28 protein-coding genes are annotated in these 24,144 nt (G+C 43.3%); 14 read left to right on the plus strand and 14 right to left on the minus strand.

The window, feature by feature from the left end; genetic code table 11:
- Nucleotides 1-169: 169 nt before the first annotated feature.
- Both FHW89_RS21305 and FHW89_RS21310 read left to right on the plus strand, forming a co-directional pair.
- Nucleotides 170-1,393 (plus strand): hypothetical protein, encoded by a 1,224-nt coding sequence (locus FHW89_RS21305; protein WP_172337069.1) that lies wholly within the window; start codon nucleotides 170-172, stop codon nucleotides 1,391-1,393.
- A gap of 242 nt (nucleotides 1,394-1,635) precedes the next feature.
- The gene (locus FHW89_RS21310; protein ID WP_172337070.1) at nucleotides 1,636-2,862 is read left to right on the plus strand and encodes a multidrug effflux MFS transporter; all 1,227 of its coding nucleotides are present in this window, start codon (nucleotides 1,636-1,638) and stop codon (nucleotides 2,860-2,862) included.
- A gap of 329 nt (nucleotides 2,863-3,191) precedes the next feature.
- Here the strand turns inward: FHW89_RS21310 and FHW89_RS21315 are convergent, their stop codons facing one another.
- From FHW89_RS21315 to FHW89_RS21335, 5 genes are all read right to left on the minus strand, one after another.
- A complete protein-coding gene (locus FHW89_RS21315; protein ID WP_172337071.1) occupies nucleotides 3,192-3,875 on the minus strand; it encodes an ATP-dependent Clp protease proteolytic subunit in 684 nt (227 codons plus the stop codon).
- Nucleotides 3,876-3,968: 93 nt separating this feature from the next.
- Nucleotides 3,969-4,238, minus strand: a complete 270-nt coding sequence (locus FHW89_RS21320; RefSeq protein ID WP_172337072.1) for a hypothetical protein — start codon at nucleotides 4,236-4,238, stop codon at nucleotides 3,969-3,971.
- The gene (locus tag FHW89_RS21325; protein ID WP_172337073.1) at nucleotides 4,219-4,761 is read right to left on the minus strand and encodes an RNA polymerase sigma factor; all 543 of its coding nucleotides are present in this window, start codon (nucleotides 4,759-4,761) and stop codon (nucleotides 4,219-4,221) included. Before FHW89_RS21325 ends, FHW89_RS21320 begins: the two co-directional genes overlap by 20 nt.
- Before the next feature lie 174 nt (nucleotides 4,762-4,935).
- Nucleotides 4,936-5,343 (minus strand): hypothetical protein, encoded by a 408-nt coding sequence (locus FHW89_RS21330; protein WP_172337074.1) that lies wholly within the window; start codon nucleotides 5,341-5,343, stop codon nucleotides 4,936-4,938.
- A 49-nt stretch (nucleotides 5,344-5,392) separates the two neighbouring features.
- Entirely contained in the window at nucleotides 5,393-5,542 is a 150-nt protein-coding gene (locus tag FHW89_RS21335; RefSeq protein ID WP_172337075.1) for a hypothetical protein, read from the minus strand.
- A 336-nt stretch (nucleotides 5,543-5,878) separates the two neighbouring features.
- Here FHW89_RS21335 and FHW89_RS21340 point away from each other — a divergent pair, with 336 nt between their 5' ends.
- From FHW89_RS21340 to FHW89_RS21350, 3 genes are all read left to right on the plus strand, one after another.
- Nucleotides 5,879-7,759 (plus strand): SPFH domain-containing protein, encoded by a 1,881-nt coding sequence (locus FHW89_RS21340; protein WP_172337076.1) that lies wholly within the window; start codon nucleotides 5,879-5,881, stop codon nucleotides 7,757-7,759.
- Nucleotides 7,760-7,905: 146 nt separating this feature from the next.
- A complete protein-coding gene (locus FHW89_RS21345; RefSeq protein WP_172337077.1) occupies nucleotides 7,906-8,640 on the plus strand; it encodes a hypothetical protein in 735 nt (244 codons plus the stop codon).
- 80 nt (nucleotides 8,641-8,720) lie between these two features.
- Nucleotides 8,721-9,887 (plus strand): acyltransferase, encoded by a 1,167-nt coding sequence (locus FHW89_RS21350; protein ID WP_172337078.1) that lies wholly within the window; start codon nucleotides 8,721-8,723, stop codon nucleotides 9,885-9,887.
- Nucleotides 9,888-9,930: 43 nt separating this feature from the next.
- On the opposite strand, the gene FHW89_RS21355 is transcribed toward FHW89_RS21350, so the two are convergent.
- The gene (locus FHW89_RS21355; protein ID WP_172337079.1) at nucleotides 9,931-10,818 is read right to left on the minus strand and encodes an NAD(P)H-binding protein; all 888 of its coding nucleotides are present in this window, start codon (nucleotides 10,816-10,818) and stop codon (nucleotides 9,931-9,933) included.
- A gap of 82 nt (nucleotides 10,819-10,900) precedes the next feature.
- Here FHW89_RS21355 and FHW89_RS21360 point away from each other — a divergent pair, with 82 nt between their 5' ends.
- Nucleotides 10,901-11,323 carry a helix-turn-helix domain-containing protein gene (locus FHW89_RS21360; protein ID WP_172337080.1) on the plus strand — a complete coding sequence of 141 codons (423 nt, stop codon included), beginning with the start codon at nucleotides 10,901-10,903 and terminating at the stop codon, nucleotides 11,321-11,323.
- 244 nt (nucleotides 11,324-11,567) lie between these two features.
- On the opposite strand, the gene FHW89_RS21365 is transcribed toward FHW89_RS21360, so the two are convergent.
- Genes FHW89_RS21365 through FHW89_RS21380 form a run of 4 tightly spaced genes read right to left on the minus strand, consistent with a single transcriptional unit; the run spans nucleotide 11,568 to nucleotide 14,489 of the window.
- Nucleotides 11,568-11,885 (minus strand): DUF3784 domain-containing protein, encoded by a 318-nt coding sequence (locus FHW89_RS21365; protein ID WP_172337081.1) that lies wholly within the window; start codon nucleotides 11,883-11,885, stop codon nucleotides 11,568-11,570.
- 16 nt (nucleotides 11,886-11,901) lie between these two features.
- A complete protein-coding gene (locus tag FHW89_RS21370) occupies nucleotides 11,902-12,888 on the minus strand; it encodes an MlaD family protein (RefSeq protein WP_172337082.1) in 987 nt (328 codons plus the stop codon).
- Between the two features lie 22 nt (nucleotides 12,889-12,910).
- A complete protein-coding gene (locus FHW89_RS21375) occupies nucleotides 12,911-13,684 on the minus strand; it encodes an ABC transporter ATP-binding protein (RefSeq protein WP_172337083.1) in 774 nt (257 codons plus the stop codon).
- A gap of 1 nt (nucleotide 13,685) precedes the next feature.
- Nucleotides 13,686-14,489: an ABC transporter permease gene (locus tag FHW89_RS21380; protein ID WP_172337084.1), complete on the minus strand. Its 804-nt coding sequence runs from the start codon at nucleotides 14,487-14,489 to the stop codon at nucleotides 13,686-13,688.
- 385 nt (nucleotides 14,490-14,874) lie between these two features.
- On the opposite strand from FHW89_RS21380, the gene FHW89_RS21385 reads away from it, so the two are divergent.
- Entirely contained in the window at nucleotides 14,875-16,005 is a 1,131-nt protein-coding gene (locus tag FHW89_RS21385; RefSeq protein WP_172337085.1) for a glycoside hydrolase family 26 protein, read from the plus strand.
- Between the two features lie 136 nt (nucleotides 16,006-16,141).
- On the opposite strand, the gene nhaA is transcribed toward FHW89_RS21385, so the two are convergent.
- On the minus strand, nucleotides 16,142-17,443 hold the full coding sequence (gene nhaA, locus FHW89_RS21390) for a Na+/H+ antiporter NhaA (protein ID WP_172337086.1): 1,302 nt from the start codon (nucleotides 17,441-17,443) through the stop codon (nucleotides 16,142-16,144).
- 69 nt (nucleotides 17,444-17,512) lie between these two features.
- Between nhaA and FHW89_RS21395 the strand changes: the two genes are divergently transcribed.
- Entirely contained in the window at nucleotides 17,513-17,782 is a 270-nt protein-coding gene (locus FHW89_RS21395; protein WP_172337087.1) for a hypothetical protein, read from the plus strand.
- Here FHW89_RS21395 and FHW89_RS21400 read toward each other — a convergent pair whose 3' ends face one another.
- Both FHW89_RS21400 and FHW89_RS21405 read right to left on the minus strand, forming a co-directional pair.
- Nucleotides 17,783-18,934 carry an MFS transporter gene (locus FHW89_RS21400; RefSeq protein ID WP_172337088.1) on the minus strand — a complete coding sequence of 384 codons (1,152 nt, stop codon included), beginning with the start codon at nucleotides 18,932-18,934 and terminating at the stop codon, nucleotides 17,783-17,785. It lies immediately after the preceding gene.
- 126 nt (nucleotides 18,935-19,060) lie between these two features.
- Nucleotides 19,061-19,768: a DsbA family oxidoreductase gene (locus FHW89_RS21405; RefSeq protein WP_172337089.1), complete on the minus strand. Its 708-nt coding sequence runs from the start codon at nucleotides 19,766-19,768 to the stop codon at nucleotides 19,061-19,063.
- Between the two features lie 164 nt (nucleotides 19,769-19,932).
- Here FHW89_RS21405 and budA point away from each other — a divergent pair, with 164 nt between their 5' ends.
- The 3 genes from budA (at nucleotide 19,933) to FHW89_RS21415 (ending at nucleotide 22,262) form a co-directional block, all read left to right on the plus strand.
- On the plus strand, nucleotides 19,933-20,739 hold the full coding sequence (gene budA, locus FHW89_RS21410; RefSeq protein WP_172337090.1) for an acetolactate decarboxylase: 807 nt from the start codon (nucleotides 19,933-19,935) through the stop codon (nucleotides 20,737-20,739).
- Between the two features lie 153 nt (nucleotides 20,740-20,892).
- Nucleotides 20,893-21,024: a hypothetical protein gene (locus tag FHW89_RS29010; RefSeq protein WP_256367810.1), complete on the plus strand. Its 132-nt coding sequence runs from the start codon at nucleotides 20,893-20,895 to the stop codon at nucleotides 21,022-21,024.
- On the plus strand, nucleotides 21,024-22,262 hold the full coding sequence (locus FHW89_RS21415) for a DUF3179 domain-containing (seleno)protein (RefSeq protein ID WP_172337091.1): 1,239 nt from the start codon (nucleotides 21,024-21,026) through the stop codon (nucleotides 22,260-22,262). Before FHW89_RS29010 ends, FHW89_RS21415 begins: the two co-directional genes overlap by 1 nt.
- A gap of 3 nt (nucleotides 22,263-22,265) precedes the next feature.
- Here FHW89_RS21415 and FHW89_RS21420 read toward each other — a convergent pair whose 3' ends face one another.
- Nucleotides 22,266-22,565, minus strand: a complete 300-nt coding sequence (locus FHW89_RS21420) for a hypothetical protein (RefSeq protein WP_172337092.1) — start codon at nucleotides 22,563-22,565, stop codon at nucleotides 22,266-22,268.
- A 181-nt stretch (nucleotides 22,566-22,746) separates the two neighbouring features.
- Between FHW89_RS21420 and FHW89_RS21425 the strand changes: the two genes are divergently transcribed.
- From FHW89_RS21425 to FHW89_RS21435, 3 genes are all read left to right on the plus strand, one after another.
- Nucleotides 22,747-23,112, plus strand: a complete 366-nt coding sequence (locus tag FHW89_RS21425; protein ID WP_172337093.1) for a glycoside hydrolase — start codon at nucleotides 22,747-22,749, stop codon at nucleotides 23,110-23,112.
- Nucleotides 23,113-23,250: 138 nt separating this feature from the next.
- Nucleotides 23,251-23,607, plus strand: coding sequence for a glycoside hydrolase (locus FHW89_RS21430; protein ID WP_172337094.1), 357 nt, complete (start codon nucleotides 23,251-23,253; stop codon nucleotides 23,605-23,607).
- Nucleotides 23,608-23,665: 58 nt separating this feature from the next.
- Nucleotides 23,666-24,037, plus strand: a complete 372-nt coding sequence (locus FHW89_RS21435) for a hypothetical protein (protein ID WP_172337095.1) — start codon at nucleotides 23,666-23,668, stop codon at nucleotides 24,035-24,037.
- Nucleotides 24,038-24,144 lie beyond the last annotated feature (107 nt).

Here is a 24,144-nt window from a genome sequence, read left to right on the forward strand (position 1 = left end):
CTTGATGACTGTGTTGCTTCCGGCTAATAGTATGCGTATTATTATTTATACAGTGAAATAAATTTTGCAGATGGATATATAGCCGAGATAAAAATTTAAATCATATATAGGGCGTTATTATATCAGGCATTTTACAAACAAGGGCAGTGAATATTTGGTTTAGTATATAATGGTTAAAACGCTTTCGGCATTACTTTTTTGCTTTCTTTCTGCTGTTGTAATGGCCCAAAGCAAGGCAACCGCTGTTGATACGCTTCAGGTTAATAAAGATACCATTGCGCAAAAAGACCTTATTGATATAGCCCGATCTCTGTTTAAAATAAAGCCCCGTAAAATATCGGCCACCGAAAAAAAGAAGATTTATTTTTCTATCTTACCTATCTCTTCTTCAGATGGCCGAAGTGGGGGGAGGGCACTTTTTACTTCAACATCATTGGCGGTATACTTGGGGGATCCTGCAACAACCAACCTGTCCAGTTTTATATTTACTCCTTATTTTAACTTTAAAGGAAGGTATGGCCTGCCCATCCGCTCAAATATCTGGCTCAATAACAATCAGTGGAATATTGTTGGCGATACCCGTGTATTGGTATATCCGCAATACACCTGGGGTTTGGGTGGGAAACAACCCGAAGATCATCGCTTTTTGGTGAACTATAATTACGGGCGTTTTTATCAAACGGTATTGAAAAGAATAAAACCATACTTTTATGCTGGCCTGGGTTACGATCTGGATTATTATCAGGACATTGACAGCGATGGAGATGTGAGTCTGCATAGTTTTACCGGTTATAAATACGGCACTACTAAAGATCAAAATGTTTTTTCGTCAGGGGTGACTTTCAATTTGCTATACGATACCCGCAAAAACTCCATTAATCCTCTGCCGGGGGCCTATGCTAATATCATATACCGGGTAAATTCAAAAATGCTGGGGAGTAATACCAACTGGAGTTCGTTATATATCGATCTACGCAAATACGTATCATTAACCAATAGCGGTCCTAAAAACGTACTGGCATTCTGGTCATATTTCTGGACATCACTTACACCTGGTACACCGTATTTGAATCTGCCCAGTTTGGGTTGGGAACCTTACCAGCGATCGGGCAGGGGATTTGTGCAAAACAGGTACAGAGGGCAACGACTGGCTTATTTTGAAACTGAATACCGGCGTGATATTACCCGCAACGGCCTTATTGGCTTTGTTTTATTTGCCAACGTAAACTCGGTTACCGAGCCCAATACACATGATTTTGTTTACTGGCGACCCGCTGGTGGTACAGGCCTGCGTTTTAAGTTCAACAAAAAATCGGGGACTAATATTGCCCTGGATTATGGTGTGAGCAAAAATTTCTCATCGATAAACCTTAACCTGGGAGAAACGTTTTAGGGGATTAGAGCTTTGTTGTTTTATTATAAAAAGTGCCTCGTAATGACGTGTTTGATTTTTGTATCTTATCTATTTTCCTAAAATGACAAAACAAGGATATAGGTTTTGAAATTTAAATTTTATTTTCGTGGTATGTTTTTATCCGGCCATTCGTAGTAAAAGACCCTTCAGTACCTCGCCGGTAATATCCTGTATTTATTCTGTTAACCCTGGTCAAAAACCGACCATCTGCCAAAAATCACATGACAAAAAAACGTTACGTAACACTGATACTCATTTTGGGTTCATTAACCGCATTGGGCCCTTTCTCTATAGATATGTACCTGCCTGGCTTTACAGCCATCGCTAAATATCTGCATACCAGTACCGATAAGGTAGCCTTGTCACTGTCGAGCTATTTTATAGGTATATCGGCCGGGCAATTATTGTATGGCCCTTTGTTGGACAGGTATGGCCGTAAACGCCCCTTGTATTTCGGTTTATGTCTTTATATAGTGGCCTCTGTGGGTTGTTTCTTTTCCACCTCGTTAGAAATGCTAATCGTGATGCGGTTTTTTCAGGCCATAGGCAGCTGTGCTGCTACCGTTGCGGCTATGGCTATGGTACGCGATCTTTTCCCGGTGGAGGATAACGCCAAAGTATTTTCGCTGTTGATATTGGTACTGGGTGCTTCACCTATGCTGGCGCCAACCATTGGTAGCTATATTACAGCTGCATTTGAATGGCAGGTAATATTTTTGATATTGACGATTATTGCTGTACTGATACTATTAGCGGTTATATTTTTACTTCCCGAAAGCTATCAGCCCGATCCATCATATTCCTTAAAGCCACTGCCTATTATCCGTAACTTCTGGCATGTATTAAAAAATTCGCAGTTTTTAACTTATGCGCTTTGCGGGGCATTCGCTTTTGCAGGCCTGTTCGCTTACGTATCATCGTCGTCAATTGTATTTATTGAGGTGTTTAAAGTAAGTCAGAAAGGGTTTGGGTGGATATTCGCCGGACTTTCTGTAGGGTTTATCGGCTCGAGCCAGGTAAACAGCATCCTGATGAAAAGATATAAAAGCGAACAATTGGTGAATGCCTCATTAATTTGGCTGGTATTTATCTCGACTGTATTTTTAATAGGTGCGTTCAATAACTGGTTTAACATTGCTGGCACCATTGCCATGATATTTGGTGTATTGTGCGGTGTGGGTATCAGTTATCCTAATACAGCTGCCTTATCATTGGCACCTTTTACCAAAAACGCGGGTTCGGCTTCAGCATTAATGGGAGCCTTCCAAATGGCTATTGGCTCACTGGCATCGGTGGGTATCACACTCATTACAAGTCATAGCGCATTACCCATGGCAGGGGTTATGGCGGCGGCAGGTGTGGTAGCATTGCTTACTTTACTGATAGGCAGCCGGTTTATCAAGCATAAAGTATCGGCATCGGTAGATGCGGGTGTGATAGCGCATTGAGGACTGTGATAGACGACCCACTCCGTCTGTGTGTTGTCAATAGAGCAAAATGCTATATGCGCCTATTTCTACGATTTCTTCTAATGAAGTAAATTACACAAGTAACAAGAATAAGAAACGTAAGGATCTGCCACCAACTAAAAATAAGTCCGAAAGAAAACCCACCGGCTACAACGTCGTCGTTTAGTAACATGATAATAAATCTTGTGCTCATTGCTTGCGGATAATAAAACCAAGATAAATAAAAAAGCCTCGTTAAGAGGCTTTTTTATTGGCGATATGGAGCTTGGTTTTAAAACCCTCTCCAAAGGAGAGGGTAGGGTGAGGTGTTACCCCAACACCTCATCAATTATCCCAAACTCTTTTGACTCACTGGCTGTCATCCAGTAATCCCGGTCGGATACATCATGAACCTTTTGGTATGGCTGGCCGCTATGCTGGGCGATGATCTCATATAGTTCCTGTTTCATTTTGCGGATCTGGGTAGAGGCTATTTCAATGTCTGATGCCATACCCTGCGCCCCGCCCGATGGCTGGTGCAGCATAATGCGGGAATGCTTGAGCGCTGCACGTTTACCCGCTGCACCTGCACATAGCAGTACTGATCCCATGGAGAGGGCCATGCCGGTACAAATGGTAGCCACATCGGGTCCTATAAAATGCATGGTATCATAAATACCCAAGCCGGCATAAACCGAACCGCCCGGCGAATTGATATACATCTGTATATCTTTTTTGGCATCTGTCGACTGCAGAAAAAGCAGTTGCGCCTGAATGATGTTGGCTACATGATCGTCAACGGCTTCGCCAAGAAAAATGATCCGGTCCATCATCAGACGCGAAAATACGTCCATCTGGGCTACGCGCATTTCGCGTTCTTCGGTAATGTAGGGCGTCATGGCTACGGGTAACGTACTTTTTTCGACCTGTGAAATAAAGCTATCTACCCGGGTACCGGCAATAGCATGGTGCATGACCGCATATTTGCGGAATTCCTGTTTATCGATATTCATAAAATTGTGGTTTTTAAAGGGGAGAGTGCGAGCGAAGAACCGAGAGCCAGAAATTGTTTTACCGTCTTGATTCTTGATTCTTACTTCTTGATTCTATCTTAAAAAGATGCGTGCTATTTTTTGCCTGAAACTCAGATGTTCGGGCTGGTTAAATAATTGTTGATGAACGGCCTCGATCTCGGCTTTTACCTGTTTGCGGCCATATTGCTGTACCAGGGTATATACCTGTTGTTGCTGCGAAACACGGGTCTGCAGATCCCGATCAAGCAGCATTTTGGCTTCGAACAGCAGAGAGCTGGTAGGGTTCGACCTTTTGAAAAGGTAGGCTTCGGTTTGTGCTATGTTATTCAAGGAAGTCCTCATAGGTTAATGCTTTTTGTTTAACGGATTCCCTTACTTTTTCAATGCACTTATATTTTTGCACGGTTGCCGAACGCACCCCGGAAAAGCCAAATAGTTGTGCCAGTTTGGTCATGGGTAACTGATCATAATAAAAGGAGCGTAGCAGCTCCATACAGCGTTTGCCAGCTGTTTCCAGGAAGTTCAATAGTTTATCGTCGGCGAGGGGTACGATGGTTTCCACAGCTAAGTCAGTAGCGCTGTCGTCCAATTGTGTGGTTTGCTGGCCTTCTTTGTAGCGTTTAATCCACAGGTAGCGGGCAGTACCATAAATATAGGCACCTTCGCTGCTTTTAATATCGGCATTGGCCGATCTGCTTTTTTCATAATAGCTCAGCAAAGCATCCTGGAAAACATCTTTGGCCTCGTCAAATGATCCGCCGCATTTGCTCACATACCGGGCTACCGCCGGGAAAACTTTTTGATATAATGTGATGAAAAGCTGCTGCCGTTCTGCAACCTGCTCTTCTAAATTAACTGCATCCATTGTACACTGTTTATTACCATGTGTAACTTATAACAGATATATCACCTTTTTTGGCTGAAATTTTTTTGGAGTTTATCTATCTTGTCATCCTGAGCATAGCGAAGGATCTTCTTCAACATGCTTTGCTTGTCGTATAATAGATGCTTCACTGCGTTCAGCATGACAAAGCAAAATCTAAAACTTACTCGCCCGCAAAGCCGTAACCTTTGATCCTTCGGGGCCGGTGCTTTCAAAAACGATCTTATCATCCGTTAATTCCGATACATAAAAGACAAAATCACGGGTCTTGCCATCGGGCAGTACTTCTTTTACATTCATATTGCTGCCGTTGAGCGTGAAAGCACCGTGCGACAGGAATTTACCTCCCCATACAATCGTATATTTCATTTCAGGCGTAAACTGTATGTAGGGCACAGCCTCATCCAACTCGGCCTTTTTTACCGTATCCGGCGGGCTGGCATTTGGGTGCTCTATTTTTATATACTTCCATTTGCCGGTAAGTGCCTGGGTGGTAACTGCCGGTTTGCATGATGCCATAACAAATAGCGAGAGTGCAAATAATATAAAACCGTAAAATTTCATGATCGCATTAATTTAATCTAAGCTATGCAATTACGGTTAAAGTATAAAATCAGCTTTTGCCTTTCAGGTGCTTTTTTGTTCGCTCTTCGGCTTTTTTTACCTCGTCTTTTTCGCTTATTGGCGCTTCTGTTTCGAGTTGCTTTCTGTTCTTACTATCAGTAGTTTTTTTGCTGGTGTTTTTTGATATTGAAGTATTCATGACCGTAAAGATTAAATGAGATACTATTGATTTAACTATCGGTAAACTGAATTGTTTACAATTAATTCATTATGAATTGTTACCGGAAAATATCATCTTGGGTAAAAATCCTATAATCCTTAATCCAGTAAATCATGCTTCAGCGTAATCAACGAAATCAAAAAAATCAGCGGTCAAAAATATTTTTTAAAAAAGTTGTAACATCCTGTAATTGCAACTGTCTTAATGACACTATATAGCCAAGGTACTCCAATCCAGTTTAAGCTATAAGTTATTGTGAGGGCCCGCACCTTAAGGGTTCCGTTAAAAAATCAAATTATTTAAATCTTAAAAAAAATGAACAACAATCTAATTGTTATGCTTTGGTGGGCTGTGCCTGTCATCCTGATTTTGTTGATGTACAAATTTGTTTTGCGCGTGTTTTTCGGTATGGTGATCGTGCCGGATAACCGTATCGGACTGGTGGTCAAAAAGTTCACTCTGTCAAGCAAATCGCGTTTGCCCGATGGTCGTATCATCGCTATTCATGGCGAGGCTGGTATGCAGGCCAAAGCGCTTGCCCCTGGTTTGTACTGGGGTTTGTGGCCATGGCAGTATGGTATTACCATGGAGGCGTTTACCGTGATTGAGCAAAACAAGCTGGGACTGGTAAAGGCAAAAGACGGAGCTTCGCTGGATACAGGTCGTGTGCTGGGTAAACCGGTTGATTGCGACAAGTTCCAGGATGCTATTGCCTTCCTGGACAATAATGGGCAAAAAGGTCCGCAGGCTGCTTTCCTTACGCCAGGTAGTTACCGTATCAACACCTTCTTGTTTGAGATTGAGATGGTACCCATCACCCAGATCCACGAAAATAAAGTAGGTATCGTCACTACGTTGGATGGCGAGCCGCTGGATAAGGGCGAGATTGCCGGTGAATCTGTATCGGGCCATAAAAACTACCAGGACCCTATCGCGTTTATTAATGCCGGTGGTCGTAAAGGTTTGCAGGAAGACGTGATACTGGCCGGTACTTATTACCTGAACCCTTGGTTTGTAATTGTTGAACAGGTAGATATGACCTATATACCTATTGGTTATGTAGGTGTAGTAAACTCCTTTGTTGGGCCCGAAGGTAAAGATACCAGTGGCGATGCCTTTAAACATGGTAATATCGTTCATCGTGGCCAGAAAGGTGTTTGGGAAGATCCGCTTGATCCGGGTAAACACCCGATCAACATTTACACTCATGCGGTGGAGATTGTACCAACAACCAACATTGTGTTGAACTGGGCCGATAGCCGCACTGAAGCACATGAATTGGATAAAAACCTGTGTACTATTACGGTAAGGTCATCTGATGGTTTTACATTCAACCTGGATGTGTCACAGATCATCCACGTGCCACGTAACGAAGCGCCAAAGGTAATAGCCCGTTTTGGTAAGATGAAAAACCTGGTATCGCAGGTATTGGAACCTACTATTGCCAACTATTTCCGTAACTCGGCACAAAAGAGTGACGTGATAGGCTTTTTGGCTAACCGTATCCAAAGGCAAAGTGATGCACGTGACCATATCGGCGCGGTATTAACCACCTATAACGTAATTGGTGTAGATACCCTGATTGGTGACATAGTACCGCCAGCCGCCCTGATGAAAACCCTGACCGACCGTAAACTGGCCGAAGAGGAAAAGGTGACTTACGAGATACAACGCCATGCGCAAATTGAACGTAAGGAATTTGAAAGCGCCCGTGCCGGTGCCGATATGCAGCCAGAGGTGGTAAAATCAACCCGCCAGGTTGAGATCAACACCCAGATGGCTGCCTCAAAAGTTGCAGCGTCACATGGTGAAGCTGAAGCCAAAACCATTAATGCTAAGGCCGATGCCGAAGTAAGGATTACCATAGCCAAAGCCGATGCTGAGGCCAAAACAGTGAATGCTAAGGCCGACGCTAACGCTACCGAGGTAAATGGTATTGCAGAAAGTACCAAGATCAAAGCCATCGGTTTGGCCGAAGCTGAGGTAACCAAACAAAAAACCGAAGCCATGGGTACCGAACAATACGCCATTGTACGTGTAGCCGAAGCCCTTGCCGCAGCCGGTATTAAACTGGTACCAGAAATATTGGTAAGCGGTAAAGACAACGGAGGTAACGGTATAATAGATGCCCTGATAGGCACAGAAATGCTTAAAAAGCTACAGAAGGAGAATGAAGGGGGAAAGAGTGAGGAATAAACTATACGTTTAATATTACGTATCTCGTTAATCAAAAGGGCGCCAACTGGCGCCCTTTTCTTTCTGTTATTGGTTTCTCAATATGTTAAAATAAGTTAAAAAGTTTATCTGTAAATTTGTGTTTTGTTATTTTGGATACTTTATATATGCCTCGTCAGTTCCTGCTCATATTGATCGCTTGTTTTGTTTCGGCACTGGCCTATGGGCAGGGTGTACAGAAAGGTACTGTTTATGAGATCAAGTCTCATACCGTAGTTGCTGGTTTGCGGGTGGAAAACTCAACCAATGGCAAAGTCACCGCAACCGATAAAGCAGGTAAGTTCAGCATCCCCGCCAAAGGCGGCGACATTCTCCTGTTTAAAAGTTCGTTTTATCTTCCGGATACTGTTGTTGTTACTGATTTGCGTGGTATTCAGGTGCTTATAGCGGCTAAGCAAAATGAATTGAAAGAGGTAAAAGTAACCAATGTGGAGATCAAAAAGCCGGCAAGTGGTTATGTTGACCCGGAGTTTCATGGGCAAACCATGATCTATCAACGTAATGCACCCAGCCCGGGCAATCCAAAAGGTGATCCCAAAGGTGGTGTAATACTTCGCTTGCATTACTGGAACAAAGACGAAAAAGATAAAAGGAAACAAGCAGAGTTATTAGAGAACGAAAAAGTACGCGATGAGATTACCAATGTGTTTAAACCCGATAATATAGCTAAGTACGTTCCCCTAACAGGTACTGATCTTGAAAATTTTATATTGTTATACATTCCATCGGTTAAGGTTTATACAGCCAATGATTTTAACCTCACCAACTATTTAAGTGCAAGTTATAAAAGCTTCATGGCACTCCCCCCGGATAAACGCAATGCCGGACAATTGATCAAATAATTGCAAAGCGGTGTAACTAATTTGAAATAAAAGCATCCTTTAGGTGTATCAAATTATAAAATATCGCTTAACCTATACCAATGCAAGATCAAACCGCTGTATTACCCGCTACCGCTGGCAGTAATACACAAACAGTTAAAATTGTATATATCGATAATCTAAAAGTAATGCTTACCGTTTTAGTGGTATTGCATCATGCTTTTATTACTTATGGCGCCCCCGGCGGCTGGTATTATGCCGAAAAAACAACCTCTGTTGCTGCATCAATACCGATGACCTTGTTTGTGGCCACCAATCAGTCGTTTTTTATGGGCTTTTTCTTTTTTATCTCGGCCTATTTCACCGAATCATCCTACCATAAAAAAGGCGCTGCACGTTTTACCATCGATCGGTTAAAACGTCTGGGTATCCCCCTTATATTTTATTCATTTATCCTGTCGCCGGTATTATGCTTCCTGGTTTACCGTTTTGCACTGGGTCATGACATTACCTACATCCAGTTCCTTGGTGGTTTTCATCCCTGGATAGATTTTGGGGTATTATGGTTTGTGGCCGCCCTGCTGCTGTTTAGTTTATTGTATGTGGGCATCATGTTGTTGTTTAAAAGCAAACTATCCGCATCGGGGAAAATGCCTTCCACGCTCACTGTGGTTTTATTTGCGCTTACACTGGCTTTAGGCAGCTACCTGGTCCGGTCGGTATTTCCGGTGGGCTGGGTATTAAAACCAGTAGGTTTTCAGTTGGGGCACTTTGTACAATATATCGCTTTATTTACTTTAGGTATAGTAGCCTCGCGCGGGAAATGGCTTAATATAGTGAGCTATAAAATGGGTAAGGGCTTCGCCGTTATGGTTGCTGTCATGATCTTAGTGGTGTTTCCGGTAATATATTATATCAAAGAAGTTACCAACAGCCCTGTAGAAACTTTTAGCGGCGACGGACATTGGCAATCCTTAATGTATGCCTGCTGGGAGCAGTTCACCGGGATATTTATCATTGTGGCTTTACTGGGTATTGCCAGGCAAAGATGGAATAGTCAATCAATGTTCATGAAAAATATGTCGAGAGCTACTTTTGCGGTTTATATATTTCATCCGTTGGTGCTGATTTCCTTGTCCATGTTATTCAGACCATTGGATGCCGATCCTGCTATAAAATTGCTTTTTGTGGCACCGTTGGCGGTTATTGGTTCATTTGTTTTGGGTAGTTTACTGGTGAAAATACCGGGAGTAAAAGCGATTATTTAAAATCTTAACCAACCCTCTCCAAAGGAGAGGGCAGGGTGAGGTATTAGACCAATTTAAACCTATCTGCAAATTCCTGTGCAAAGGCTTCCAGTTTGATAATACCCGGTACTTTGGGTTTATTTTGATCATAATCGCCCCATAATAAGCCTGATCTTATAGCGGTTCCCATTTCTACAAAATTGCGGGCCATTTCGGGTGGCAGGCCGTTTTGCAGCATCCCGTTCAAGGCCTGCTCATCGGTAAATTCAACCCAAGGTAATTCTGGTTTGCCTATGGCGGTACCTAAAACGGTGGCTATGGGGCCCATGGTACGGTCGTCGCTTACCAGGTAGCGTATGCTTTTGCCAGTAAATTCCTGTTGTATTTCTTCCGCGGCAACGGCAGCAATATCCTCCGGATGAACCATAACTAATCTGGCTGTCGCAGGGTAGTTAGAACCTAAAATACCCATATTCCGGATCATATCGATATTGCCCTCAAAGTTTACATAAAAGAATGGCGCACGTAGGTGTTTTATGGCTACATTGCTCAGCTTATTCAGTTCCAGTTCCACATCGTGCATGCCGGCGATAGGGCCAGTGCCTGCATCAAGATGCGCGCCTATACTGCTCAGGTTTACCACACGTGGCACGCTTGCCTTTTCAATAGCTTCAGCGTAATTTTTACCGATACTCCGCACATATTCCCGGAAGTTGTTTGCCCCAAAATAAGGCGGCACCATGGTGTACACCACATCAGCTCCGGTAAAAGCTCGAGTTAAGAATTCTACATCGGTAACTACGCCGATGGCCGCTGTTGCCCCTATGGCTTCAATAGCTGCCGCTTTCTCGGCGTTACTGCTGATGATAGTTAATTGGTGGCCGGCCCTTATTAATTGTTTAGCCAGTGGTTTGCTGATATTGCCCAATGAGCCTGTGACGGTGATTTTCATAACTTTATATTTTGTTTTTATTACCAGCAAAGCTATCTTAGTACTTACTTTTATACAAGTACTTACCCTGAAGTATGTAGCCATGACAGCAATCAAAGAGAGTTCAACCATACAGGAAAACAAGCAGACCGCATTTAAAGAATGTCCGGTAACCTATGTAATGGAAAAGATAGGGGGGTATTGGAAACCCATCATTTTGTTTCACCTGTTATCGGGCAGCAAACGGTACAGTGAGATCAAAAAAGCCATCCCGGCCATTACCGAAAAAGTGCTGATCCAGCATCTGAAGCAGTTAGAAGCCGATAATCTGATAGTAAGAGAAGCGAAGCCTGTAGTGCCGCCTTATGTTAGCTATACGCTTACTGATGCAGGTATGCGTTTAAAACCTATTTTGTACACCATGGCGGTGTGGGCAATGGAACAAAGCAGTGTAGATCCCAAAATGTATTATAAAAACATGGATGAGTTTCCGGGCAAGATCTTGCATCCGGATACGGTGGCGTAGAAGAGCACAGCAGCAGTCGCTCGGCTACAGCCTACAGGTGTTGGGAAGATATAATTTCCTACCAAATTTGTCATTTCGATAAGCAGAAGCCGGGGTTTGTGGCAGAGGGCGAAGAGAAATCTTGTACAATTTGCTTATCTCGACGTATAAGATTTCTCCTCGTACCTCGTCGAAATGACAACTTTTTCTTCTTCTCAACACCTGTAGGCTGGAGCTGAGCGACGGCTGTGAGAAGATAAGTAGATTATCCCTTAAACTTCCGTCCGCCTACATTAACTATAACCACCCAGAGAAGTACAATAATGCCAAAAGCGATCAGCATGTGATCGGTATGGTTGGGCATTAGGGTGGCTACAATGCCTAATAAAAGGCATAGGAGCCCGGTGATCAGGAGACTGCCGCCTATCCAATTGGCCAGACCGTCTTTGTCCTTACAGGTTCGCTCGTCATAACCGGCAATGATCTCAACTCTTTTTTTGTATTTGATAAGATAAGCCAAAAAAATGAGCAGCCCTGCCGCGCACATCTCAATTATCCCCAATACCATACATCCGCTTTGCATACCTGTAGTATAAAGTTTATTGCGCCTTTAAACTATCAGCCTTGGCTTTTGCCTTCTTTTTGAAAAAGCCGCGCAGCAGAAAATTGTGCTGTACTGCTTCCAGGTCATCATTAAGTTTAACCGAGCTTTGTTGCAGATAGTTCAGTGTGGTTTGTACCTGTGTGGCGCCTTTCTGATCGTTCAGCAGCACACCCAGAATGTTGTCGGTAGTATTCAGTTTATTGCTGGCTTTGGTCAGGTTTTCGGTAAGGGTTGATGCATTCGCCGCTGTTTTTTGCAGCTGGGCAACCGATTGGCTTATTTTGTTGAAAGTAGCTGTGTCGGTAAGCAGTTTATCGGCAAAGCCGCCTTTGGTATTCATTTTGGCGCTGAAATTATTCAACTGTACGGCCATGTTTGCAGCACTTTGTGTGGCGGCCTGTAAATTACGCATGGCGCCGCGCAGTTGTATGGCCATGGTGCTATCGGCCATTAAGGCGCCAACAGTTCCCTTGCCTTCCAGTATTTTATGGCTCAGTACTTTAAAATCGGTGGTGATAGCCAGCAGATTCTGGTTATTATCCTGTAGGGTCTTCAACATGTCGTCGGTTGAGAGCATTTTCTCGGCCTGCAATACGTCGCCGTCCTGAATTTCAGGAGCTTGCGGACTACCGCCATCAATCACGATGATCTTATTACCAATTAACCCGTCGGAGCTTACTTTGGCGCCGGCGTTGCGGTGTATATATTGCTGAGTGGCCTGATCAACATTCATAAACACCTGTACTTTTGATGGGCCGATGAATTTAACCTCGCTGATGGTACCTACCTTAACGCCCGAAAACCATACGTTATTACCTTTTTTTAGTCCGGCTACGTCGCTAAAAACGGAGCTTATTTTTATGTTTTTTACAAAGCTTTTTTGCTGGCCGCCAAGCGTGAATACCCCCAAGATAAATACGATGAGGCCAAGCGCTAAAAATATGCCTACTATTATTGCTTTTCTATTTTCTGTTGCATCCATGATAATGGTATAATGTCTGTTCTTAGTGAATAAAGTTGTAATCAAAAAATGGTTTAACCCGGGTATCGTCGGTATCAAAAACCTCATCAAAAGTGCCGGTACGCTGAAACTGCCCATCGAGCAGCATGGCTATACGGTCGCCGGTTTGTTTGGCGCAGGTTAAATCGTGCGTAATGATGATAGATGAAGTATTGTAACGCTGCTGCACTTCGTTAATGAGGTCATTGATCTCGATACAGGTTATCGGATCAAGACCGGCAGTGGGCTCGTCATACAGCATGATCTCGGGGTTCAGGATCAGCGTACGGGCAATACCGATACGTTTACGTTGACCGCCCGAAAGCTCAGCAGGCATCTGGTTAATGGTTTGCGACAAACCAACGGCATCCAGCACGGTTTCCACCGCGGTATTGATCTCAGCCCGGGTAATGCCTTTACGGTTACGCACCAATGGAAATTCCAGGTTTTTACGAACCGTCATACTATCATACAAAGCGCTGTTCTGGAACGAAAAGCCGATCCTCACCCGCAGTTCCTGCAGTTCTTTTTCGGTTATTTGCTCCATATTATGCCCCAGTACGGTTATTTCGCCCGCGTCTGGTTTCAACAGGCCCGAAATGATCTTGATCAATACCGATTTACCCGTACCCGACCTGCCCAGCACCACCAGGTTTTCGCCCTGGTAAAGGTCAAGGTCGATACCGCGCAGTACGGCATAATCTTCAAAGGCTTTTTTAAGCCCTCTGATACTGATAACCGGGTTGCTGTGATCTGTTGGTGTATGTGTCTTTTTCATATTAACGGAACCAGCTGGTTATCTGTACAATAATCACTTCTTCAATAAATACCAGGAACATGGCGGTAACTACGGCGCCGTTAGCTGCCTTGCCAACACCTTCGGTTCCTTTGGTCGAATTGTATCCCTGGTAGCAGCCTACAATACCTATGGTAAAACCAAATACGATTGATTTGATGAGCGATGCCACAAAATCAACAAAAGTTAAAGGCTCAAATACCTGTTGTATAAAGGTACTCCAACTGGTGCCTTCGTTCTGACTTACATTTAAAAATCCGCCCAATATGGCTATCAAACCGGTATAAGTTGATAAAATAGGAATGGTAAGGGTAGTGGCCAATACGCGTGTACACACCAAAAATTTAAAAGGTTTGGTGCCCGATACTTCCATGGCGTCTATTTGTTCGGTTACACGCATAGAGCCCAGCTCGGCGCCAATACTTGAACCTACTTTACCCGATGCGATAAGGGCGGTAACCAGGGGTGCCAGCGCACGCATAATAGCGATAGATACCAATGATGGCAACCATGACTGCGCTCCGAACTCGGATAAGGACGGGCGAGACTGTTTGGTAAATATCACCCCAACAATAAAACCGGTAACCGATATCAAGGTAAAAGAACGTACACCTACCTCGAAACACTGCCTTACGATCTCTTTAAATTCAAACGGGGGGACGAATGCCTCCCTGAAAAAACGCAAAATAAATTGGTTGATCTTATAGAGATCGGTAAAAAAGTTAACGAGGCTTTGTTTAAACTTCGAATTCTTTTTAACCGCTGTTGTGCTTTCTGCTGTATCCATTAAATACGATATAGTAGGTATTTGTACAAATTAATTATGGTTACTCTACAATAACCTGATGCAATTGTTTGAACTTGATATATAATATGGCAGTTTTCTGTTTTTGCATGATAAAATCTAAATTCACTATACAATTAACAAGCCAAATTATAGGCCATGGATTAACCTGCTGAAAGTTAAGGAGGCCGTTTTTAATAACATATTAAATTGAGTTTAAGTTTCTGACCATATGGGTAAAAAAATAAAACCGCAATTGGCTGCAAACGTAACAGTTATAATTTATATTGAATGACAGGGCTGAGAAAAATATAGTTGATGGAGTGTAAAATTTCTGTTCAACAACACTTTTAATAGTAAATTAGTGGCTTGCCCTGTTTATTAAAATATGCATATAGTTTTGAGGTATATAATCATTACCGCTTTGTTTTTATTGTTTTACAACTTGTTGGCCAGCGCGCAATTATATAGCCCCTGCGATAAGAAAGCCACGGCCGAAACCAGCGCTCTCTTTTTTAGTATGCAGCGTTTGTTGGGTGCCGGCGTTCTGTTTGGACACCATGACGATACGGCTTATGGTGTTAACTGGAAGTTTGAGCTCAACGGCTCGGATGTAAAAAGTGTTACGGGTTCATACCCGGCGGTGTATGGTTGGGATTTGGCTAAAATTGAGCACGACAGTATTAATGATATTAACGGGGTCCCTTTTAAACTGCAAAAACAACTGGTAAGGGAAGCCTATGCGCGCGGCGGTATCAATACTTTTTGCTGGCACATGGATAATCCGGCCAATGGTAAAACGGCCTGGGATACCACAGAACATACGGTTAAAGAATTGATACCTGGCGGGGTTTACCATGATGTTTATGTTTCCTGGCTGGATAAAGCAGCCGCATATATGGCCGATATGAAGGGTCCTGGCGGCGAAGCCATTCCCATCCTGTTCAGGCCTTTTCACGAGCTCACCGGCAGCTGGTTTTGGTGGGGCAAAAATACTTCGTCGGCCGATGAATTTAAAACGCTGTGGTGCTTTACTATTGATTACCTGCGTAAGAAGAAAAAACTGCATAATCTGCTCATCGTATATTCCGCCGCCGATTTTGATTCAGAAGGGGAATTCCTGGAACGCTACCCCGGCGATGACTATGTTGATTTTGTGGGTTTTGATAATTACTGCTACACTAACGTTGCCGATTATCAAACCAAACTGGATAATCGCCTTACTATTTTAGAGACCATAGCAACCAAACATCATAAAGTAGCCTGCCTGCCCGAAACGGGTTATGAACAAATACCCCAAGCCGACTGGTGGACAAAAATTTTGCTACCCACATTGGTCAAGCACAAACTATCCTATGCATTGGCCTGGCGAAACGGCACTGCGAGCCATTATTTTGTGCCTTATCCAGGACAGATAAGTGCCGATGATTTTATAAAGTTTTATAATAGCGGGAAAGTAATATTTCAGGACAGGCTTACACCTTTGAGTGTGTATGGCAAGCCGAATAGTGAGTTGTGAGTTGTGAGTTGTGAGTTGTGAGTTGTGAGTTGTGAGTTAAAAATGACGGACAATTTAGACTAAAATCCTGAGAATCCTTAAATCGTATGAATCAAGGTTCAGACAAAAAACTCACTACTCACCACTCACTAACTCACTATCGGGCCTTCCTCAACACCAGTACTCCAAGCACACCTGCCAATAAGGAAGCTAACAAAATACCATATTTAGCCTGATCAACCATTTCCGGGTGACTAAAGGCAAGCCCCGATATAAACAACGACATGGTAAAGCCCACGCCAGCCAGCAGGGCCACCCCGATAATCTGTTTCCAGGTAGATTTTGCGGGCAGTTGCGCACCAAATTTTACCATAAGCCAGGTGGCCAATAACACACCCACAAACTTGCCCGCCAGTAAACCGATTGCCACTCCCAGGCTTACTGGGTTAGCCAGTGACGAAAAGAAGTTAGCGCCGATCACGATACCGGCATTGGCCAAAGCAAAAAGCGGCATCACCACAAAAGCCACCCATGGGTGCAGCATAAATTCTACTTTTTGCAGCGGTGTTTCGGCATCCATACTTAATTGCTTTATTTTTTCGATAGTGTCATGCTGCTCGGGAGTGGTTAGGGTGCTGTTGTTAGGGATGGCATTTTCAAAATTGAGCAGTAGCTTGCGCAGGTTATCGGCATAATTTTTTTCGTTGATGCGGGTACGTGCAGGGATGGTAAAGGCCACTAATACACCCGCAATAGTGGCGTGCACTCCCGAAAGTAAAAAAGCTACCCAAACAGCGAAGCCTATCACCAGGTAAAAAGCAATAGGCCTGATGCCCATTTTGTTGCCTATAAGCAGTATCACCAATAACCAAACCCCAATGGTTAAAGGCATTAGGGCAATATGCGAACTATAAAATATAGCAATCACCAGTACAGCACCCAAATCGTCTGCCACAGCCAGGGCTGATAAGAATACTTTGATGGAGGATGGGATATGTTTGCCCGCGATGGAAAGCAGTGCCAGCGCAAAGGCAATATCGGTGGCCATAGGGATACCCCAGCCATGTTCAGATGGGGTGTTTTTGTTGATCAGGAAATAAATAAGGGCCGGTACCAGCATACCACCCAAAGCAGCCACCATGGGGAAGGATGCTTTTTTGATGGAGGAAAGCTCACCGGCCATAAACTCCCGTTTCAGCTCCAGGCCTATCACAAAAAAGAATATAGCCATCAGTCCGTCGTTGATCCACAGGTGCAGGGAATGATCAAGTACATGACCGTTAAAGCCCAGGGAAAATTTGATGTCCCAAAGGGCATGATAGAAATGCTCCAGCGGGGAGTTGACCCAAATGATGGCTATAACCACGCTGATAAAAAGCACAATGCCGCTGGTATGTTCCTGGTGGATGAACTTATTTACAGGAGCAGCGATCTTTTCAATGGGAGTTTTTTGCCTCATCGCTCCTAAATTAAGGAATTATTTAAAACCAAGTCAGGTGCTCAAACCTTTATTTCTATAAATAGCAATATGAACACTTATCAGCAAAAATGGATCGATGTACTAAATCACGCCAACCTGCCGGGATGGAAGATAGAGGCACAGGGAGAGGATATATTCGTGGAGATGCCCCATATAACCGATCTGAAATTAATAAGGGACAACCTGCCGCAAACCATCGGCTTAATGTCATTGGATATTGAAGCACCCAAAGAGCGTTTGAAATTTATTTTTCATAACGGACATGAGCAGTTTGAGTATTTGCTTAACCCTACAGAAGATGATTTGAACAGGGAGTGATCAAATTTTGGCTTTGGTAGATACCACTACTACCGATATCCCCATGCAGGCTATCAGGATAAACGAAGCCCTTAATGTTGCCAGGCCCGCTATGAAACCAATGAGGGGCGGGCCCACCAAAAAGCCCAGGAAGCCTATAGTTGATACTGCTGCCAAAGCCACACCCGGCTGCATGGTTTTTGATTTGCCCGCAGCGCTAAAAACCATGGGCACAACCGATGATACACCAACACCTACCAATAAAAAACCGGCTATGGCTGTATATACATGAGGAAATGCTACCGCGAAAAGCAAACCCGTAGCCGTTAATGTACCGCTTACCTGCAAGGTGCGCTTTAAGCCATAACGGTGCGCGAACTTATCGGCAAAGAACCGGCCTCCCGCCATGGTAAGCATGAAAGCAGTAAAGCCCACGCCTACAAGGGCTGTTGGTGCAAGCACTACCTTTTTAAAGTAAATAACACTCCAATCAAACATGGCGCCTTCGCAGATCATCGAACAAAAGGCGATAACACCCAGCTTGATCAGCGAGCTATCGGGCATCACGAAAACCGGACCCGCGTTGGCTACTTTATCATCTTTCAGATAGCGGGCTGCTATAATTACACCTATCATGATCACCACCATCATTAATATAAAATGATGATAAGGCGCTACATGGTTGGCGATCATAAATGTACCCACACCCGCGCCTGTGAATCCTGCCAGGCTCCATAAGCCATGAAATGAGGCCAGGATGGGGCGTTGATATAATTCTTCGGTAAGTACGGCCTGGGTGTTTACAGATATATTTACGGCGTTGCTACTGAAGCCAAAACAGATGAGGCAAATGATCAGTTGAAAAGGATTTTGCGCCAAACCTAAAGTCACCAGGGCCATCGAATAGATGAGCAAAGCGCTGATCAGCAATTTACGGCTGCCTATTTTAGTGATGATCCAGCCCGAAAAAGGGAGGGAGCACATTAAACCTACCGGCAACGCGAATAATACTGCGCCCAAAGCAGCATCAGAGAGTCCCATGTCTTGTTGTACCGTAGCAATGCGCGATGCCCAGCTCGAAAAGCTAAGGCCGGCCATAAAAAACATGGCCCCCACAGCAATGCGGAGTGCTTTTTTTGATACAGGAAGAGGTACAGCTGGCGCGTCGATCATTGATATTTATGTAAGTGTATTTGTTACACTATGTATTGTATATACAAAGGTATAACAAATATGTTAAAAATTAACAGGCTAAATCGTTTTTTGCCTGATACATAAATATTTACCCGCGATATAGAATTATCCGCAATCGCCATCGGGTGAGCAAGATTCTCCTTCAATAATGGTTAATGAAGGCTTTTTATTTTCCTGCTGCCACTCGCTAAATGATTTTTCGATAGTTTCCAGGAATAGGGGAACGGCCTGTGCGCCCGATACGCCATATTTATTGTTCATCACAAAAAACGGAACGCCACGGATGCCTAACTGCTGCGCTTGTGCTATATCGTATTTTACCTCATCGGCATAAGTATCACTTGCTAATACTTGCTTTATTTCAGCGGCATCTAAGCCAATGCTTATACCCAACTTAATCAGGGTATCGTTATCGTCAATATTCTGTCCTTCGGTAAAGTAGGCTTTAAACAAGGCCTCTTCGGCGGCGTCGCCCAGATCATGTTTTTTGGCGAGGTGTGTAAAACGGTGCGCATTAAAACTATTGGCTACTACGGCGCGGTCGAAATTGTAGGTGAGGCCAACCTCGGCGGCCATTTGGGTTACATGATCGTTCAGTTGAGCGGCATAATCCAGTGTCCAGCCTTTGGCATCGGCCAGGTATTGATTAATATTGGTCGACAGATCGGTTTTCATATCGGGGTTGAGCTGAAAACTTTTCCATTCAATTTCTATCTGCTCCTGGTGCCCTGATTGTTGCAGCGCATCCTCAAAACGGCGTTTGCCAATGTAGCAAAACGGACACATCACATCAGACCATATCTCTATCTTCATGTTTTTCTTTTTTTTAGAATATGCAAAGTTAACATAGCCCTGCCATCCCGTGGTAAAAGCAACGTAAAATTTACAACGACTTATGAATAATGTATACTATAATATTTGCCAAACTGCTAAAAAAACGATTGTTTTGCTGCCACATTTACAATGTATTATTAGCTATGAAAAAATCCCCTATTTATTTCTTGCTGGCTGTTATTTGTTTCAGCTTTACAGCATCGGCGCAACAAAAAGCTAAACCAGTTAACCCGAACGATCGTGATCTGTTCAGTGCCGGTTTAGCTTCGGCATTTATTGGTGGTTTGTATGATTCGTATTATCCATACAAACAATTAAAACAGCATGGTAATTTTGGTTTGGGCGCGCCGGCCAGGCTCGATGGCGAACTGCTTGTTTTTAAAGGACATTTGTACCAGACACAGGCTACCGGTAAAACCACCGAAATACCCGATACCGGTAAAACGCCGTACGCGGTAGTGTGTTTTTTTAATGCCGTTAAAGTGTATAAACATAGTGGCACATTAAACAAAGCGGCGTTTTACAGTTACCTGGATAGTTTGCTCACCAACCAAAATGGTATTTATGCTATCCACATCAGTGGTAAATTTAAACTGGTAAAAACCAGGGCATTCCCGCCGGTTGAAAAGCCGTATCTGCCCCTGGCCTCGATGTTGGACAGGCAGCACTTTTTTGACCATGCCGATATGAACGGCGACCTGATCGGTTTCCGGATACCAAAGTTTATGGAGGGGCCGCACATTGCCGGTTATCACTTTCACTTTTTATCAACTGATAAAGCCTTTGGAGGCCATGTGGTTGACTTGATAGCCGAAAATATTACGCTTGAAATTGAACCACTTAATAGCTTTACCCTGGATGTACCACAGACTGCCGATTTTGATCATTTTGATTTTGCAAAAGATCGTAAAGAAGAGATCAAAAGCGTAGAGAACGGTAAAAAGCAGTAAAATACCAGCTTTGATGGGCAGGTTTTTGACTAAAAATAATTATAGTGTGGGCTGTTTTTTATCAAGTAATTTTTAATAAATTCGGGATGATTTTAGACTGATTGTTTGAAATTACTTAGCAGGGTAAACCAAAACCTATACTTTACTATTGATATGCCATATATATTTTTAGACGAAAACCTGTCAACGGATGCTTTGTTTTATGGCCGTTTTGCCGGTATATTAAAAACCAATGACTATTTGCTGTTACCCTACCGTTATGCTGTCTTAAACCCCGAAGTGTAATGAGCAGTAGGAGCAGAGCTTGGATATTTTGGCTGGGTGTTATTTTATTGATTGTACCGGGATTGGTGCACGCTTACCTGCTGATGCCTTTTCCAGGCAGCCAGGATCTGGATGCCATTACCGTATGTTATTATCTCGAAAAACTGGTTAACCCATTACGTGTGGTTGCTACGCTGCTCATTGTAGGGTATCTGATCAAATATTATGGGTATTATGGAAAAAATACGGCCAGGGGTAATATTATAAAGGTGGTGGTATTGGTGCTTAGCCTCATCAGTTTTTATTTTACCGATTTTGCCTATAAGGCCGAAGCCATGTTTAAAGAAACAGCCAGGGTGAAATTCGCTACCGGTTTTACCAATAAAGTACCCTTGAATTACCTGGTTATAGGGGTGGTGATTAATGGCGCGGCCAGGGCTTATCCGGTAGTTTACCTGGGCTATCATCATAAAGTACAGGACGAAGTTGGGCGGAAACCTGTCTTGGTAACCTATTGTACCATGTGCCGTACCGGCAGGGTATACGACCCGGTTATCAATGGAGTCACGCAGCATTTCAGGTTGGTAGGAGCCCGGCACTATAATGCTATTATTGAAGATGAAAACACCAAAACCTGGTGGTACCAGGCCACGGGCGTAGCTGCCGTTGGCGAATTGAAAGGTCATCAACTAAAAGAATTACCTTACGAGCAATCAACCCTGGGAGCCTGGTTACAAAAACATCCTAACTCGTTGATCATGCAGCCGGATAAATTATATGCCGATGATTATGCCGATCTAAAAAATTATGATCGTGTGCAGGCCATTGATCGCGATAGCACGCTGGAAAATAAGGATGCGCTAATCCCTAAAAGCTGGGTAGTGGGGATAATTATCAACGGTAAAGCCCGGGCTTATGATTGGCGGCGTTTAACTAATAAACATTTGCTTAATGATGAGTTTAATCATCAGGCGTTGCTATTGGGTGTTGAGCATGACAATCTTACTTATCATGTCTGGAATGCAAATATCAATGGTAAAACCCTGCATTTTAACCTGGGTAATGATGGCTTGCTAACCGACCAGGAAACCGCTTCGGTTTGGGATTGGGATGGCTTGTGTATTTCCGGAACGCAAAAAGGGCAGCGATTGGCCAAAGTGCAGGCCTACCAGGAATACTGGCGGTCATGGAAGCATTTTCATCCAACCACAACGTTTTGGAAAGGTGGCGAAGTGGAAGTAATAGCTGATGTCTATTAACGCTTAGCCCTCAATAACGGCCACAATTTTGCCAATGTCGCTGTTACTCATCAGCTCATCTTCGGGAAGGTTAGGGTAGTATTTATTCAGGATCTTTTTAATGAGCAGGTAACTCTCTATGGATTGAATAGGTGGATTGGCCAGCTCGTTGATAATGGAGCCTACCATCTTGATCTTTTTAGCTTCATACTGGTTCAGTACAAAATCTGAGGTCTTTTTTTGGCGACTGGTAGCAATCAGTTCATCCAATTTCTTGATGTCTTCAACCAAGTCCATCAGCTTTAATACGTCCACCTTTTTCATCGGGTCAAAATTAAACAATTATTTGTGCCGCAAAATAACATTCAGTTAATATGTAAAAATAAAAGGGCAAATAACTTGTTTAAACCGCTATTTTATCTTAACTTTTGTATAGTTTAAATAACGCGTACTTAACTGATTTTTAACAAAAAACACATTATCTTAGGTAAATTAAAAATACGTTATGAAAAGAAAGTTTTTTACTACCGCGATGTTAGTAGGTTGTTTTATGGTTTGTATGGCAGCCATTGCCGATTTGAGTGGCAAATGGGCCGGAAAATTAGTTTTAGGTGATGGTTCCGAGTATCCATTATTATATAATTTTAAAGTTGACGGCGATAAGCTAACCGGCACGGCTTTAACACCCGAAGGTGATGTGCAGATAGCTAATGGAAAAACAGATGGTACCACTTTTTCGTTCAGTGTTACCACCAGTGGTATGGATATTCCACATACCGGCAAATTTTATGGCGATTCAACAGGAATCGACCTGGAGATCAACGGAGCCAAAGTTCACTCGGTATTAAAAAGACCAGAAGAAAAGAAATAATATTAAAGTATTTTCATACTTAAACCTCGCTATGAAAACCTTACTTTTTAGTAAGGTTTTTTTGTTTGGTTAAACTATTTAACCAAAAGTTTGTATATCCATAGCGGCAGGGCTATAATGCCTGTTGGCAATATCCCTATGAAAAAAAAGATGATGGCGACTGCCGTTATGGTTATTACGGTGATGATCTGTTTTGCCGCGGTAATAAATATCAACGGAAAATGGACAGGAACGCTCAAACTGCCCAACAATACCACATTTGTATTAAACTACACCTTTAAGGTGGATAGCGATAAGCTTACCGGCACAGCCCATATGCCCGAAGGAGATGTGCAAATTACCGATGGTATGATCAACGGCAGCGATTTTTCTTTCAACGTACCTGTACCCAATGGTAATGCACCGCATACCGGGAAAATTTACCCGGATTCCATCCAGATGCATATTGTTTATAAAGGGGAGCATCTGAACACGGTATTGAAACGGGGTAATTAAAACTTATTTTTTATAAGGCATTGCTTATTAAACGTGCAGCTACTACCTTTGCGGCATCATGCTGCAACGTTTTACAGCCTATTTACTCATCGTTTCGCTGATCACGGTTAATTTCTCGCGATTTTTTATTTACGCGGGTTTTGAACTGAACAGGAACTACATTGCTACCAAGCTTTGCGAAAACCGGAATAAACCCTGGTTGCATTGCGATGGTAAATGTTATTTCGCGAAAAAGATAAAACAGGCAGAGGAAAAGCAGGCAAGCGATGAAAGGCAGTCGCAAAAGAGCCTCTTTCAGGAAGTTTACGTAGCCAGTTCAACGGTTATTAAATTTCACTCCAGCTTGTTGCAAGTGATTGTAACCCCTTATGATTGTACCCTTCCGGTCGACCGTGTCGGTACGATCTTCCAGCCTCCCCGGTTAGGATAATTCCCATTTTATTTTCCCGGATTTTTTGGATTGATGGCTTTGCTGTGTGCTTTTGCGTATAGTAAAAAGCGGCCTGTGTCATCCTGAGCTTGTCGAAGGATCGTGCG

The sequence above is a fragment of the Mucilaginibacter sp. SG564 genome, assembly GCF_013149275.1.
GTDB lineage: Bacteria > Bacteroidota > Bacteroidia > Sphingobacteriales > Sphingobacteriaceae > Mucilaginibacter.

Excerpts from the sequence above, each read along its gene's own strand:
- FHW89_RS21405 (WP_172337089.1), bottom strand. The coding sequence starts at position 19,768 with ATGAAGATAGAGATATGGTCTGATGTGATGTGTCCGTTTTGCTACATT.
- FHW89_RS29010 (WP_256367810.1), top strand. The coding sequence starts at position 20,893 with ATGCCATATATATTTTTAGACGAAAACCTGTCAACGGATGCTTTGTTT.
- FHW89_RS21375 (WP_172337083.1), bottom strand. The coding sequence starts at position 13,684 with ATGAAAAAGACACATACACCAACAGATCACAGCAACCCGGTTATCAGT.
- FHW89_RS21320 (WP_172337072.1), bottom strand. The coding sequence starts at position 4,238 with ATGAGGACTTCCTTGAATAACATAGCACAAACCGAAGCCTACCTTTTC.
- FHW89_RS21330 (WP_172337074.1), bottom strand. The coding sequence starts at position 5,343 with ATGAAATTTTACGGTTTTATATTATTTGCACTCTCGCTATTTGTTATG.
- FHW89_RS21340 (WP_172337076.1), top strand. The coding sequence starts at position 5,879 with ATGAACAACAATCTAATTGTTATGCTTTGGTGGGCTGTGCCTGTCATC.
- FHW89_RS21310 (WP_172337070.1), top strand. The coding sequence starts at position 1,636 with ATGACAAAAAAACGTTACGTAACACTGATACTCATTTTGGGTTCATTA.
- FHW89_RS21305 (WP_172337069.1), top strand. The coding sequence starts at position 170 with ATGGTTAAAACGCTTTCGGCATTACTTTTTTGCTTTCTTTCTGCTGTT.
- FHW89_RS21345 (WP_172337077.1), top strand. The coding sequence starts at position 7,906 with ATGCCTCGTCAGTTCCTGCTCATATTGATCGCTTGTTTTGTTTCGGCA.
- FHW89_RS21400 (WP_172337088.1), bottom strand. The coding sequence starts at position 18,934 with ATGATCGACGCGCCAGCTGTACCTCTTCCTGTATCAAAAAAAGCACTC.
- FHW89_RS21335 (WP_172337075.1), bottom strand. The coding sequence starts at position 5,542 with ATGAATACTTCAATATCAAAAAACACCAGCAAAAAAACTACTGATAGT.
- FHW89_RS21430 (WP_172337094.1), top strand. The coding sequence starts at position 23,251 with ATGAAAAAAAAGATGATGGCGACTGCCGTTATGGTTATTACGGTGATG.
- FHW89_RS21365 (WP_172337081.1), bottom strand. The coding sequence starts at position 11,885 with ATGCAAAGCGGATGTATGGTATTGGGGATAATTGAGATGTGCGCGGCA.
- FHW89_RS21315 (WP_172337071.1), bottom strand. The coding sequence starts at position 3,875 with ATGAATATCGATAAACAGGAATTCCGCAAATATGCGGTCATGCACCAT.
- FHW89_RS21380 (WP_172337084.1), bottom strand. The coding sequence starts at position 14,489 with ATGGATACAGCAGAAAGCACAACAGCGGTTAAAAAGAATTCGAAGTTT.
- FHW89_RS21425 (WP_172337093.1), top strand. The coding sequence starts at position 22,747 with ATGAAAAGAAAGTTTTTTACTACCGCGATGTTAGTAGGTTGTTTTATG.
- budA (WP_172337090.1), top strand. The coding sequence starts at position 19,933 with ATGAAAAAATCCCCTATTTATTTCTTGCTGGCTGTTATTTGTTTCAGC.
- nhaA (WP_172337086.1), bottom strand. The coding sequence starts at position 17,443 with ATGAGGCAAAAAACTCCCATTGAAAAGATCGCTGCTCCTGTAAATAAG.
- FHW89_RS21420 (WP_172337092.1), bottom strand. The coding sequence starts at position 22,565 with ATGAAAAAGGTGGACGTATTAAAGCTGATGGACTTGGTTGAAGACATC.
- FHW89_RS21395 (WP_172337087.1), top strand. The coding sequence starts at position 17,513 with ATGAACACTTATCAGCAAAAATGGATCGATGTACTAAATCACGCCAAC.
- FHW89_RS21415 (WP_172337091.1), top strand. The coding sequence starts at position 21,024 with ATGAGCAGTAGGAGCAGAGCTTGGATATTTTGGCTGGGTGTTATTTTA.
- FHW89_RS21385 (WP_172337085.1), top strand. The coding sequence starts at position 14,875 with ATGCATATAGTTTTGAGGTATATAATCATTACCGCTTTGTTTTTATTG.
- FHW89_RS21435 (WP_172337095.1), top strand. The coding sequence starts at position 23,666 with ATGCTGCAACGTTTTACAGCCTATTTACTCATCGTTTCGCTGATCACG.
- FHW89_RS21350 (WP_172337078.1), top strand. The coding sequence starts at position 8,721 with ATGCAAGATCAAACCGCTGTATTACCCGCTACCGCTGGCAGTAATACA.
- FHW89_RS21325 (WP_172337073.1), bottom strand. The coding sequence starts at position 4,761 with ATGGATGCAGTTAATTTAGAAGAGCAGGTTGCAGAACGGCAGCAGCTT.
- FHW89_RS21355 (WP_172337079.1), bottom strand. The coding sequence starts at position 10,818 with ATGAAAATCACCGTCACAGGCTCATTGGGCAATATCAGCAAACCACTG.
- FHW89_RS21370 (WP_172337082.1), bottom strand. The coding sequence starts at position 12,888 with ATGGATGCAACAGAAAATAGAAAAGCAATAATAGTAGGCATATTTTTA.
- FHW89_RS21360 (WP_172337080.1), top strand. The coding sequence starts at position 10,901 with ATGACAGCAATCAAAGAGAGTTCAACCATACAGGAAAACAAGCAGACC.